The 12,258-nt window shown below is 65.2% G+C and carries 11 protein-coding genes, 2 tRNA genes and 1 pseudogene; 8 read left to right on the forward strand and 6 right to left on the reverse strand.

The genetic code is table 11. From position 1 onward, the window contains the following. Nucleotides 1-61: 61 nt before the first annotated feature. On the forward strand, nt 62-1,171 hold the full coding sequence (locus G9465_RS04855) for a hypothetical protein (protein ID WP_166968051.1): 1,110 nt from the start codon (nt 62-64) through the stop codon (nt 1,169-1,171). A 102-nt stretch (nt 1,172-1,273) separates the two neighbouring features. Beyond that, on the forward strand, nt 1,274-1,726 hold the full coding sequence (locus tag G9465_RS04860; protein ID WP_166968053.1) for a DUF5790 family protein: 453 nt from the start codon (nt 1,274-1,276) through the stop codon (nt 1,724-1,726). Nucleotides 1,727-1,894: 168 nt separating this feature from the next. Here the strand turns inward: G9465_RS04860 and G9465_RS04865 are convergent, their stop codons facing one another. Next, nucleotides 1,895-2,416, reverse strand: coding sequence for a DUF6789 family protein (locus G9465_RS04865; RefSeq protein ID WP_166968055.1), 522 nt, complete (start codon nt 2,414-2,416; stop codon nt 1,895-1,897). Nucleotides 2,417-2,545: 129 nt separating this feature from the next. Between G9465_RS04865 and coxB the strand changes: the two genes are divergently transcribed. Genes coxB through G9465_RS04880 form a run of 3 tightly spaced genes read left to right on the forward strand, consistent with a single transcriptional unit; the run spans nt 2,546 to nt 6,138 of the window. After that, complete coding sequence (gene coxB, locus G9465_RS04870) at nt 2,546-3,307, forward strand: cytochrome c oxidase subunit II (RefSeq protein ID WP_166968057.1); 762 nt, start codon at nt 2,546-2,548, stop codon at nt 3,305-3,307. Beyond that, nucleotides 3,304-5,862: a cbb3-type cytochrome c oxidase subunit I gene (locus tag G9465_RS04875; RefSeq protein ID WP_166968059.1), complete on the forward strand. Its 2,559-nt coding sequence runs from the start codon at nt 3,304-3,306 to the stop codon at nt 5,860-5,862. The genes coxB and G9465_RS04875 overlap by 4 nt, the downstream gene beginning before the upstream one ends. Nucleotides 5,863-5,871: 9 nt before the next feature. Continuing rightward, complete coding sequence (locus G9465_RS04880) at nt 5,872-6,138, forward strand: cytochrome C oxidase subunit IV family protein (protein WP_166968061.1); 267 nt, start codon at nt 5,872-5,874, stop codon at nt 6,136-6,138. Nucleotides 6,139-6,164: 26 nt separating this feature from the next. Here the strand turns inward: G9465_RS04880 and G9465_RS04885 are convergent, their stop codons facing one another. From G9465_RS04885 to G9465_RS26380, 5 genes and pseudogenes are all read right to left on the reverse strand, one after another. Continuing rightward, complete coding sequence (locus tag G9465_RS04885) at nt 6,165-7,034, reverse strand: hypothetical protein (protein WP_166968063.1); 870 nt, start codon at nt 7,032-7,034, stop codon at nt 6,165-6,167. A gap of 71 nt (nt 7,035-7,105) precedes the next feature. After that, nucleotides 7,106-7,549, reverse strand: coding sequence for a hypothetical protein (locus tag G9465_RS04890; RefSeq protein WP_166968065.1), 444 nt, complete (start codon nt 7,547-7,549; stop codon nt 7,106-7,108). 325 nt (nt 7,550-7,874) lie between these two features. After that, entirely contained in the window at nt 7,875-8,783 is a 909-nt protein-coding gene (locus G9465_RS04895; protein ID WP_166968067.1) for an NAD(P)H-binding protein, read from the reverse strand. A gap of 57 nt (nt 8,784-8,840) precedes the next feature. Beyond that, nucleotides 8,841-10,757 (reverse strand): ABC transporter ATP-binding protein, encoded by a 1,917-nt coding sequence (locus tag G9465_RS04900; protein WP_166968070.1) that lies wholly within the window; start codon nt 10,755-10,757, stop codon nt 8,841-8,843. Nucleotides 10,758-10,797: 40 nt separating this feature from the next. Then, nucleotides 10,798-11,172 (reverse strand): annotated as a pseudogene (locus tag G9465_RS26380) (DUF192 domain-containing protein); the annotation flags it as partial. Between the two features lie 10 nt (nt 11,173-11,182). Between G9465_RS26380 and G9465_RS26385 the strand changes: the two are divergent. The 3 genes from G9465_RS26385 (at nt 11,183) to G9465_RS04920 (ending at nt 12,182) form a co-directional block, all read left to right on the forward strand. Next, complete coding sequence (locus G9465_RS26385) at nt 11,183-11,392, forward strand: hypothetical protein (protein WP_166968074.1); 210 nt, start codon at nt 11,183-11,185, stop codon at nt 11,390-11,392. 73 nt (nt 11,393-11,465) lie between these two features. Continuing rightward, nucleotides 11,466-11,539 (forward strand) — tRNA-Val (locus G9465_RS04915). Nucleotides 11,540-12,108: 569 nt separating this feature from the next. Further along, nucleotides 12,109-12,182 (forward strand) — tRNA-Phe (locus G9465_RS04920). Nucleotides 12,183-12,258: the final 76 nt, after the last annotated feature.

Consider the following 12,258-nt stretch of genomic DNA (forward strand, 5'->3'; position numbering starts at 1 on the left):
GTCGGTGTCGTCACGCTTTTTCTCCGAAAATTTTACCCACGCTGGTCGTGCACATCCGGTGATGTCCCTCCACGCGATAGACAACATCGACGACGCTATCGACGCCACGCAGGCGTTCCTGTTCCCGTTCGACCTGCGTACGTGGCTCAAACTCGCGTTCGTCGCCTTCTTCGTCGCCAGCGGTGGCGGTGCCCTGAATCTGGTCCGGAGCATGAACAGTTTCAACAACTTCGACCAGGGAGCGTCGCCGACCGGCCCGACTGGCACCGGGAGCGAGTTCGCACTCACGGGCACGCTCGACGTCTTCCCGTCGCTCGTCGGTGGGACGGTTTCACAGGTCACTCCGCCCGGACCGGGCCTCCCGCCGGGCGGTGCCGAGGCACTGGCTGGCCTCGGCGTACTCGCCATCGTCGCTATCGTCGCTATCGTCCTCTTCGCACTGGTCGTCGGCATACTGAGCAACTTCATGGAGTTCGTCTTCGTCCAGTCGCTCGCCGAACAGGAGGTCCACGTCCGGCGGTACTTCGGCGACAACGTCGGCAACGGCGTCCAGTTGCTCGCGTTTCGGTTCGTCTTCGGTCTCCTCGCTGGCGCCGTCTCGGTCGGTCTGTTCCTGCTGTTCTTCCTCGTCGTTGCTGGTGGCGAGATGGCCGACCTCGGCCCGCAGGCGTTGGCAGCGTCGTCGACGCTCTTGATCGTCGGGTTCCTCGGGTTCGCCCTCGTCACCGGGACTATCAACGGCTTCACCACCGTGTTCGTCGTCCCGTTGATGCTACAGGGCGACCACGGGATCATCACCGGGTGGCAACGCCTCTTCTCATCGCTCCGCGAGCAACCGAAGCAGTACCTCGCCTACCTCTTTTTCTCGGTCGTCCTCGGCATCGGCGTCAATCTCGTCTCCGGGTTCGCTCTCCTCATCGGCGGCGGGTTGCTGGCGATACCGTTCGGCCTCGTCGCCGTCGCCCTGTGGTTCGCGCTCGGCGAGGGACTCGCCGCCGGTATCCTCGCTGGCATCGTCGTCGTCCTGTTCGTACTGACGCTTTTCGTCGTTGCCATGTTGGTCAAGGTACCGCTCGTCTCTTTCCTGCGCTACTACGCGATGTTGGTGCTCGGTGACATCGACGCCGACATGGACCCGATTCCGGAAGTCCGCGCCGACGTCGAAGGCTGAGTGAACGCTTTCGGTTTTCGGTTCTCCCGTCCGCTCACGTCTGTCGGTTTCACTTTCACTTTCAGGCGGGCTTTTAATCCCACACCACGTCAACTGACAACCATGAGTCAGACCAGTCTGGACGACGACGAACTGTTCGGCGAGGCCGCAAACGAGATGCGAAGCGACGTCGAGGCCTCACTCGCCGAGGCCCGTACGGCCCTCCCCGAGGCAGACGCCGTGTGGGACGTCGAGGCCGACAACACGCTGGGCGTGCTCAACGCCCTGAAGACCGCACTCGACGTCGGTGACGCCGAGGACCACCTGCGCGATGCGAAGAAGTGGTACACGATGGGCGAACGCGCCGACGCCTTCGAGGACGCCGAGGACCTCGCCGAGGACATCGAGACCGTCGAGGACCTCATCGGCGACGTCGAGGACGCCCGCGAACAGGTCGGCGACCTCACCGCGACGATTCCACAACTCCGCAGTACCCTCGAGGAGTTCGAGGAGAGCGAAGAAGACGGCGGAGCGGATGCCGACGCGGACGCCGACGCCGAGGAAGCCGAGGCCTGAACGCGCGGTGGTCCGCGCCAGCGGGTGCGTTCCGAGAAGCGCTTCGCTCGTCCCGTCCAGACCTCGTTTTCGAGTTTTTCAGGGGGTCGTCGACGCCGTCGACACTACCTGCCCGACGGCGGTCACCGTCGCGCGCTCCAGTACTGAGTGTCGAACCTGACGCCCGGTTCAGACGATGGAGTCCGGTCGCGTCGCGAAGTAGTTGAAGACGGCGCCCAGACCGATGCCGTAGACGACGTGGGCCACTAGCGTCAACACGGCGTACAGCGCCAGCGTCAGGCCCGACTGGCCGGTGTAGAACGCGAGGACGAACCCGGTCCACATCGCCGCGCCGAAGAAGGCCCCGGAGACGGGGTCTGACTTGCCCGGCAGGTACTCCTTCAGCGAGGCGAACAGCAGCGGCCACGGGAACATCCCGCCGCCGAGGAAGATGATGTACCCGAACAGCACTTCGGGGACGTAGCCGGTCAGCCCCACGAGTTCGGTCAGGATGGCGAAATCCGAGAGGTTGAACGCGCCCAGCGACTGTGCGATGAGGAAGACGACGCTCATCATCGCCGTACCCACTAACCCACCGGCCGCACCGACGACGCCGTCGGCGAGGATGCCGCGTAGATTGTCGAACTCCTCGCTCTCCGCGACTGTCTCGTCGTTCACCGGGTCTTCGACCCCTGATGACGTATCTACCATGCGGTGTTGTACCATACCAATGAATAAAAAAGTTCGCGCACACGTTCGGGTCAGCAACCGCATATGTAAGACAACTGTCCACAATGCCTAATAGATGGTACAAAAAACCATGAGGAAACGATGGGTCACATGGTACCACACTCCGCGGCCGGCGTCCCACTCCACGGCGGCGACGTCAGGGCACCGGCGGACGTGTTCAACAGTATCTTCGAGGTGTTTCTCGTCCTCGGGACGGCCGTCGGCGTCCTCGTGGTGACGTACACGCTGTATCACGCCATCAAGTATCGCGAGACGGCGGGCGAAGACCCCTACGCCGACAAGGTCGAACGGCCGTCGATGGGCGAGATGCCCACCGGGGGGTCCGGCGGTCGGAAGGTGTTCTACTCCTTCGGCATCAGCGCCATCATCGTCGTCTCGCTCATCGCGTGGACGTACAGTTCGCTCGCGTACGTCGAGGACGGCCCACAGATAGCGGGCGAGGAGGACATCACCGTTCAGGTCGAGGGGTTCCGCTTCGGGTGGGCGTTCATCTACCCCAACGGCCACGAGGCATCGACGCTCAAGGTGCCACGGAACAGGGTGGTCAGGTTAGAGGTGACCTCTCGGGACGTGTTCCACAACTTCGGCATCCCCGAGTTGCGGGTCAAGGCCGACGCTATCCCGGGCCAGACCACCGACGCGTGGTTCACCGCGAGCGAGACGGGGACGTATCAGGCCAAATGCTACGAACTCTGTGGGAGCGGTCACTCCGTGATGGTCGCCCCCGTCGAAGTGATGCCACAGGACGAGTACCAGTCGTGGTACGCGGGGACTAACGGGACCCAGAACGGGTCGTCGAACGCCTCGGCGCAGGTCACTGCGCCCGCCAGCGTTGGAGGTGCCCCGGCATGAGCGAGGCCCACGACCACGGCCTGCCGCCCAAATCCTCGGTCAGTCGGTGGTTCCTCACGACCAACCACAAGGACATCGGTGTCCTCTATCTCATCACGGCGCTGTTCTTCCTCGTCTTCGGTGGCTTGCTGGCACTCCTCTTCCGTCTGGAACTCATCACGCCCGGCGCGGACCTACTGGGGTCGCTCGGGTACAATCAGGCCGTCTCGACGCACGGCCTGTTGATGGTGTTCTGGTTCATCTCGCCCTTTGCCTTCGGCTTCGCCAACTACGTCGTCCCTCTGCAGATCGGGGCCGACGACCTCGCGTTCCCGCGCCTGAACGCCCTGTCGTACTGGCTGTACCTCTTTTCGGGGGTCTTGATGGGCGTCTCGTTCTTCCAGGGGTCGACGTTCGCGGGCGGGTGGACCATGTACGCGCCGCTGAACACGCCGGCGTACATCCCCGGTGAGGGACTCGGTGCGACGTCGGTGGTGCTGGCACTCATCATGTTCACCGCCGCCGTCACGCTGGGGTCGGTGAACTTCCTGACGACGATGTACCGGATGCGCGCCGAGGGCCTCCGGATGCGGGACATCCCCGTCTTCTCGCTGTCTATCAACCTCACGGTCTGGATGATGCTGTTCGCGTTCGCGGCGCTGCTTGCCGCGCTGATGATACTGACCTCGGACCACATCCTCGGGACGACGTACTTCCAGTTCGCCAACGACGGGTCGACGCTGGCCACCGACGCCGACAACCCCGGTGCCTCGCTGCTGTGGGCGCACCTGTTCTGGTTCTTCGGCCATCCGGAGGTGTACATCGTCTTCTTCCCGGCGCTGGGCGTGATGGCCGAGTGCTTCCAGACGTTCACCGGGCGTCGACTGGTCGGCCGCAAGTGGTTCATCATCTCGATGGTGCTGGTCGCCATCCAGAGTTTCGTCGTCTGGATGCACCACATGTTCCTCACCGGCATCAACCTCCCCATCAAGACCGTCTTCATGGCGACGACCATCGGCATCTCCCTGCCGTTCGACCTGATGGTCTTCTCGCTCATCTACACGATGGCGAAGGGACGGGTGCGATTCACGACGCCGTTCCTCTTCTCGCTGGGGGCGCTCATCCTGTTCATCGTCGGCGGCATCACCGGCGTCTTCCTCGGCGCTATCGTGCTCGACTACCAGTTCCGCGGGACCTACTGGGTCGTCGCGCACTTTCACTACGTGATGGTCTCCGGGGCGACGGCGCTCTTCGGCGGCCTCTACTACTGGTACCCGAAGATAACCGGGAAGATGTACGACGAGACGCTGGGGAAGATTCACTTCGCCACGTACTTCGTCGGGTTCAACCTGCTGTACTTCCCGATGTTCGTCGCGTGGGAGACGCCCCGACGGGTGTTCGAGTACTCTCAGGACCTCCAGATATGGCACTCGATGGCCACCGTCGGCGGGTTCATCCTCGGGGCGAGCATGCTCATCATGTTCTACAACCTGTTCGTCTCGCTGTGGCGCGGCGAGGACGTCGGCGACAACCCGTGGGCCTACGCGACGACGGCCGAATGGGCCGTCTCCTCGCCGCCGCCGCTGGAGAACTTCCCCGGCGTCCCGACGTACGCCGACGGATCGCTCTCGTTCATGGACGACGAGGAAGTGGCCGACCGGACGAGCGGGGCCGGTAGCGGCGTGGCCGCCGCCGACGGCGGGACTGCGGCCGACGGCGGCACCGCCTCCGTGACGACGGCGGCCACCGCGACGCCGGCGACGCCCGCCCACGAGGCGGCCGGAGAGGAACACGCGAGTCACGCCAGTTTCTGGCCGTTCCTCGTCAGTCTCGGCGGGTTCGTCGCCTTCCTCGGTCTCTCGGGCGTGCGAACGGGGAGCGTCGTCTACGTCTCGATGGCGGCGGTGGGTGGTCTCGTCACCGTCGTGTCGCTGTTCGGGATGACCCGCGAACCGTTCCACGCCCCGGAGATGCCTATCGCCGAGCGGTGGCCCTTCGCGTCCGTAGAGAAGATGAAACTCGGGATGTGGACGTTCCTCGCCAGCGACATCGTCCTGTTCGGCGCGTTCATCGGGTCGTACGCCTTCGTCCGGGTCGCCTACGGGTGGTCCGAGTGGCACCACGACCTCATCCCGGCCGAACACGTGACGATGCCGGGTCTCATCAACACCTACCTGCTGCTCACGTCGAGTTTCCTCGTCGTGCTGGCGATGGTCGCCGCCGAGCGCGAGAGCAAGAAGGGGACGACGGCGGCGCTCGCGGGGACGTTCGCACTCGGCGTCGGATTCCTCATAAACAAGGGCATCGAGTGGAACCACTTGTTCCACATCAGCACGGAGATGTTCCCCAACGGGTGGAACCTCTCGACGAACATCGCCTCGTCGACGTTTTACCTCACGACCGGACTCCACGGCGCCCACGTCACTATCGGGCTGCTCATCTGTGCGTACATGACCTACCGGGCGTGGACCGGGGCCTATCAGGGCGACGACAGGGCCATCGAGTACTTCGGGTTGTACTGGCACTTCGTGGACATCGTCTGGCTGTTCCTGTTCCCGCTGTTCTACATACTCTGAGGTGAACTCATGGACTGGAAAGGATACACCGTCATATACGTCGTGTTGTTCGTCTTCGCGACCGCACAGGCCGTCGTCGAGTTCGTCGGCATCGTCGACAGCGCCTACTGGCTGGCCTTCGGCATCATCATGGTGCTGTCCGTCGTCAAGGCCGTCGGCGTCGCCGCCTACTACCAGCACCTGCGTTGGGAGCCGCGGGCGGTGACGTACCTCGTGCTGGGCGGCACTGTGGCCGCACTCGCACTGACCGCCGCCGCGGCGTACTCCATCGTCTGAGCGGCCGACCCGCCTTCCGCCCGAAATCACCAGACGACGACAGCCGCCAGCGATACGAGGCCGACGGCCCCGATACCGAGGCCGGTCAGCAGGGCGGCAGTCCCGTCGCCCCCGTCCAGCGGGTCGGCCGACAGGCGGAGCGGCGTCTCCTCGTCGTCCGTGAGGACCAGTTCGTCCGGGTGCCCGGTGACGGTGCCAGCGTCGGCCCGCCGGGAGACGGTCCCGAGGACGCTCACCTCGTCGCCCGGGCGGAGCCACCCCTCTCGATAGCGGCGCTTGCTCTCGTCGACGGTCGGTGTCGACGCCAGAGGCTCCGTCGAGAGGCCGTCGGTCGAATCGAGAAACTGCGCGAGTCGTGGGGGCGGCGTCTCCCCGCTGTCGGTCTCGACGTGCGTGTCGAACCGCTCGAACCGACAGCGGACCGCCGGCAGGGAGACGCCGTCGGACACCAGCACGCTCTCCGGCGTGAAGACGTCGTCAGTCCCGTTGCCGACCACGGTGTCCGCGACGTCGACCAGCAGGCGGTCGCCGTCGGCCTCGATGGCGAACGAGACGCTCGTGACGCCCCACGCGGCCTGCTCCCACGTGCTGTCGGTCGGCGTGTCGTACTGCTCGTCGATCTCGTAGCCGGCCAGCACGCACTCTCGGTCGGCGATTGGCGAGGCGAACGTCCCGTCGGCCGTCGTCGCCACCGTGCCACGAAGTCGGACGAGCGTATCCGGTTCCGCCTCGGCCGGGGTGACGTGGTCGGCGTCGGCGAGCAACGCCGCCGTCTGGCGCTGGTCCCAGCCGACGTAACACATCAGACCACCACAGACGAGCAGTAGGGCGCCGCCACCGAGTGCCACCTCCTCCAGAACGGCGACGAGCCACTCGGGCAGTGCGAGTAGCGACATGACGAGTCATGCACAGGACGCGTATTTGAACGTTCGGCCGGACCGAGAGACGACGCCCCGTCGACCGGCGCTTATCCCATCAGCAGTTGGGCGGTCACGGCGACCAGAAAGAGGACGCCGGCCACCGTCGCGGATTCGGCGACGGCCAGCGAGCGCGGGTGCCCCCGTCGCGTCGCGGAGAGGTAGACGCCGAGCAGGAGATATCCGACGAGGACGAGGCCGCCGGCGGCGGCGACGGCCAATCCGGCCGTGGCCTGCATCTCTACCGGCCCCGAGACGAAGAGGGTGACGCCCCCGACGAACCCGACGACGAGCAGTGTAAAGGCCACCGCCAGCACGCGCGGGTCGTCGGACATGGCCCCGAGCCGCGTCTCTCCGTCCCCGGTATGTGCAAGCGCGAGGTGCTCGGCGTTCGGCGAGTAGTGATACCAACCGCGACTCCGTGCCACCCAGCCCAGTACCACGACCACGAACAGCCCCATGACCGCCGTGCTCGCGAGGAACGCGGTCGTCATGGTATGTCGGTACATGACACTCCGCCATAACTGTTTGTGCCGACTCGACCGGTTGAGAACAGACACCGAGCACCGGTGTCGAGGAGTCTACAGTACCCGCGGAGACGACTGATGTCTGGCACACTCGACACCGTCGGCGGCGGACGCGTCGGCTTCCAGACAGCTTCGAGTCCCGACGACCGAGGCCACGACGTCAGCATCGTCGAACGCGACCCGGTCCGGCGTGGGACGCTGACGGACGCCTACGCCGCGCGGTCATCGAGGGCGATGCCTCGAACCCGGACGTGCTCGAACAGGCCGACGACGTGCTGTACCTGCTGTGTGGTTAGGCCTCGACCGGTCGTTCTTCGACTGTCACCGTTTCGCCCAGTGCCCGACGGACGCTCTCCTCGAAGGGGGTCAGTTCCACGTCGACGACCGACGTGATGCTGTCGTCGCTGACGACGACGCGGTTGCGCAGCCCGTCGACCAGCGGCACGGCGACGCTGACCGGCACGTCGGTCACGAGGCCGAGCCATCGGGCCGACAGACCCGGTGAGAGCACCGGTACGGGGACGATAAGCGGCTGGCGACCCAGCATGAGACGCGCCGTCGTCGTCAGTATCTCTTGATACGTGAGCACGTCCGGGCCGCCGACTTCGTACGTCTGGCCGGCCGTCTCCGGGTTCTCCAGTACCCCGACGAGGTACGCCACCATGTCGTCGACGTATATCGGCTGGCACTCCGTGCGGACCCACGACGGTGTCACCATCACTGGCAGGCGGGCCGCTAGCTGGCGGATAATCTGGAAACTCGCCGACCCCTCGCCGATGACGATGGCCGCCCGGAGCGCCGTCAGTTCTGCCTCACCGGTCCCGAGGAGACGTTCGACCTCCCGGCGGGACCGGAGGTGCTCCGAGAGACCCTCGTCCTCGTTGCCGAGGCCCCCGAGGTAGACGATTCGCTCGATGCCGGCGGCGTCGACGGCGTCGCGGAAGTTCCGGGCGGCCCGCCGGTCCCGTTCCTCGAAGTCATCGCCGGCCTGCATCGAGTGGACGAGGTAGTAGGCGGCGTCGACCGGCGGGAGCGTCAGATCCGGGTTGAGGACGTCCCCCTCGACGACGTCGACGCCTGCCGGTGCGTCGTAGCTGCCGGCGTCGCGCGTGAGTGCAACCACGTCGTGGCCCCGGGCTAACAGTTCGGGCACGAGGTGGCTGCCGACGAAGCCGGTAGCGCCGGTGACGAGGACGCGCATACCGCTAGGTGTCGCTCCAGTGGCTTAATGGCGACCCCGCACAACGACCCCCGCGGCTCAGTCGTCGGCGTCGGTTCGGGCCCGACGTTGAATCGCCCGCTGGACGAACTCCTCGGGGAGTTCGTCTATCTCGCCGGCCTGCACCGCCCAGAGATTGGCGTACAGCCCCTCCGAGGCGAGCAGTTCCTCGTGCGTTCCGCGCTCGACGATACGGCCGTCTTCGAGGACGAGGATGGTGTCGGCGTCCTTGACCGTCGAGAGGCGGTGGGCGATAGCGAACGTGGTCCGGTCGGCCGTCAACTCGTCTAGCGAGCGCTGGATGAGCATCTCGGTCTCCGTGTCGACGTCGCTGGTCGCCTCGTCTAAGACGAGAATCTCGGGGTCTTTCAGCATCGCGCGAGCGATAGCGATACGCTGGCGCTGGCCGCCCGAGAGTTTCACCCCGCGTTCACCGACCATCGTGTCGTAGCCGTCGGGGAGGTTCTGGACGAACTGGTGGGCCTCGGCGGCCTCCGCGGCGGCGCGAATCTCCTCGTCGCTGGCGTCGAAGGTGCCGTAGGCGATGTTCTCACGAACGGTGCCATAAAAGAGGAACGTCTCCTGACTGACGTAGCCGATGGCCTGCCGGATGGAGGGAATCTGCACGTCTCTGAGGTCCTGCCCGTCGATGCGGACCGCCCCCTCGTCCACGTCGTACATCCGGAGGAGGAGTTTCAGCACCGTCGACTTCCCCGCACCGGTGGGGCCGACGAGGGCGACGGTATCCCCGCCGTCCACTTCGAAGTCGATGTCGGAGACGACGGGGGCCTCGTCGTAGCCGAAGGTCACGTCGTCGTACGTGACCGCGCCCTCGGTCACGGATAGCGGCGGTGCGTCGTCGACTTCGGCGAGACGACCGGGCGTCTCCATCAGGCCGAAGATACGCTCGGCCGAGGCGTAGGCCCGCTGGTACATGTTGATTATCTGCCCGAACTGGGCCATCGGCCAGACGAACCGCTGGGTGTAGATGATGAACGCCACGAACTCGCCGGGCGAGAGCGCCACCGACAGCGCCGCCGGGGCCTCTCCGATGACCATCAGGCCGCCGACGACGAAGGTGACGACGAAGCCCAGTCCGGAGACGAGTCGCAGTCCGGGAAAGAACGTGATGCGCGTCTCGATGGCGTCCCAGTTGGCGTCGAGGTACTCCTGTGAACTGTCCTCGACGCGGTCGGACTCGTAGGTCTCGGTGTTGGCGGTCTTGATTATCTGGATGCCGCTCAGGTTGTTCTCCAGCCGCGAGTTGAGTCTCCCGACCGAGGAGCGCACGTCGGCGTACTTCGGTTGGATGGTCTCGATGAACCGCTTGGTGAAGACGGCGATTATCGGGACGGGCAACAGGGCGACCAGCGCCAGTTGCCAGTTCATGTAGAAGAGGTAGGTGGCGATGCCGACGACCATGATGACCAGCCGCGAGGTGGAGTTCAGGCCGTCGTTGAGGAACTTCTCCAACCGGTTCACGTCGTTCGAGAGCACCGACATCATCTCGCCGGTCTGCTTGTCGGCGAAGAAGTCCATGTTCAGCCGCTGCATCGTCCCGTAGGTGTCGGTTCGCACCGCGTGCTGGACGTGCTGGGCGAACTTGTTCCACCCCCAGTTTCGACTCCAGTGAAAGATGGCGCCGCCGGCGAAGGAGGCTGCGATGAGGCCCGCCGTCAGCCACAGTTGGCCGGTCGTCCCGTCGGGGATCAACTCCTGTGGGACGAACAGCAGGCTGTACCCGGACTCGCCCTCGATGACGGCGTCGATAGCCAGCGCGAGCAACAGCGGCGGGAGCAGGTCCAGCATCCGCGCGAAGACGGAACTGACGAGGCCGACGAGGAAGGCGCTTCGCTGTCCGCGCCCGTACTCGGTGAACAGTCGCCACATCGGGCGCTCGACGCGCTCGCGGGCGTCCTCGAAGGCGTCCTCGTCGGACGCCGCGTCGATGTCCATGGTCCGTTCTCACGGGGTCGACGCGCAAAAGGCCGTCGGGCTACGCGACGCCCGCAGGCAGTTCCACCCGGTCGCCGACGGTGACGCCGGTCCGGTTGGCCCACCCGCGGTTCACTTCAAGGACGTACTTCCCGCGCCCCTCGTAGCGCTGTAACTCGGACTCGCTGGTCCCCTCGGGCGGGAGCGGTGCGTGGTGGATGGTGGTGATGGTCCCGTTGGCGTCGACGAAGATGATGTCCAGTGGGAAGGACATGTTCCGCATGACGTAGGCGTACTCGCCTTCCTCTTCGTGGACGAACAGCATCCCCTCGTTCGGCCCCATGGCGTCGGTCTTGCTCAGACCGACGTACCGTTGTTCGAAGGTGTCGGCGATGCGAACTTCGACGGTCGCCAACCGCTCGGTGTCGTCGCGGACGGCGACTGTAGTGGCGTTCTCCGACCGGGTGGCCGTCTCGGTGGTCGTCCCGTTCGCCGTGCCGGTCGTCCCTCACGAACCGTCACCGTCCCTCGTCGTACTCGCCGACGCCGAGGACGCTGACCCACAGGCCGCTCTGCAGGACGAGGACGCCGACGACGAGGAGGCCGACGAGGCCGAGGACGACGGCCAGCGGACCGCGTTGCATGTTCAATACTGACGGACAGGTCGGGGGTAAGGGTTCCGACCGAGAGAGAAAGTGTTATTCCTGCCGGTGGAAAATTTGGGAGTACGGGTCCGTGGTCTAGTTGGTTATGACGTGGCCTTTACAAGGCCGAGGCCGGTGGTTCGAATCCGCCCGGACCCATCCTGCGACGAACGGAGGTGAGGAGCGGATGGACTATGTGGATTCGAAGTAGACGAGACGCGCACAGCGAAGCGAGCACGTCTCGGCGTGGTTCGAATCCGCCCGGACCCACTTCTGACGGCGACTGCGACGAACGGAGTGAGGAGCCAGCGGCGTCTGTGTGGGAAAGCGGATTCGCACCCTGAAAGACGAGCGACGCGAGTCTTTCTCCGGTTCGAATCCGCCCGGACCCACTGCACTTCTCGCGGCGCTCACCGACGAGCGCCGCGTGTGTGGCCGTCGACGCGCCGTGCGTCGACGCCTGTCGCCCAATCGACACCTGCCGAAAGCCATTTATCACGACCTGTGGTACCGCAGACCATGATCGACGGCTCGACGTGTCCGAAGTGTAGCGGGCACGTCTCGACGGAAAACGGGACGGAGTACACCTGTGACGACTGTGGCGCAGAGTTCGACAGTGCCGACCTCTTTCTGCCGTAGCGTGGTATGGTGACCCGCCCCTCGATTCGGCGGATGGCGGCGGGGTATCGAAATCCTTTTTTCTACCCTCGTCCTCGGATGGAGTGCACGCCGCCTTAGCTCAGACTGGGAGAGCACTCGACTGAAGATCGAGCTGTCCCCGGTTCAAATCCGGGAGGCGGCATACCCTTCTCGGTTTAGATGCCCAAACGACTACCCCCCTAGTTTCGGGTCTATCTGCTACTGAGCCGCCAATCGTT

It is taken from the genome of Haloarcula sp. JP-L23, assembly GCF_011602445.1.
GTDB classification, from domain to species: Archaea; Halobacteriota; Halobacteria; order Halobacteriales; family Haloarculaceae; genus Haloarcula; species Haloarcula pellucida.

Coding starts and splice junctions, on each gene's coding strand:
- G9465_RS04855 (WP_166968051.1), top strand. CDS start 62: ATGTCCCTCCACGCGATAGACAACATCGACGACGCTATCGACGCCACG.
- G9465_RS04860 (WP_166968053.1), top strand. CDS start 1,274: ATGAGTCAGACCAGTCTGGACGACGACGAACTGTTCGGCGAGGCCGCA.
- G9465_RS04865 (WP_166968055.1), bottom strand. CDS start 2,416: ATGGTAGATACGTCATCAGGGGTCGAAGACCCGGTGAACGACGAGACA.
- coxB (WP_166968057.1), top strand. CDS start 2,546: ATGGTACCACACTCCGCGGCCGGCGTCCCACTCCACGGCGGCGACGTC.
- G9465_RS04875 (WP_166968059.1), top strand. CDS start 3,304: ATGAGCGAGGCCCACGACCACGGCCTGCCGCCCAAATCCTCGGTCAGT.
- G9465_RS04880 (WP_166968061.1), top strand. CDS start 5,872: ATGGACTGGAAAGGATACACCGTCATATACGTCGTGTTGTTCGTCTTC.
- G9465_RS04885 (WP_166968063.1), bottom strand. CDS start 7,034: ATGTCGCTACTCGCACTGCCCGAGTGGCTCGTCGCCGTTCTGGAGGAG.
- G9465_RS04890 (WP_166968065.1), bottom strand. CDS start 7,549: ATGACGACCGCGTTCCTCGCGAGCACGGCGGTCATGGGGCTGTTCGTG.
- G9465_RS04895 (WP_166968067.1), bottom strand. CDS start 8,783: ATGCGCGTCCTCGTCACCGGCGCTACCGGCTTCGTCGGCAGCCACCTC.
- G9465_RS04900 (WP_166968070.1), bottom strand. CDS start 10,757: ATGGACATCGACGCGGCGTCCGACGAGGACGCCTTCGAGGACGCCCGC.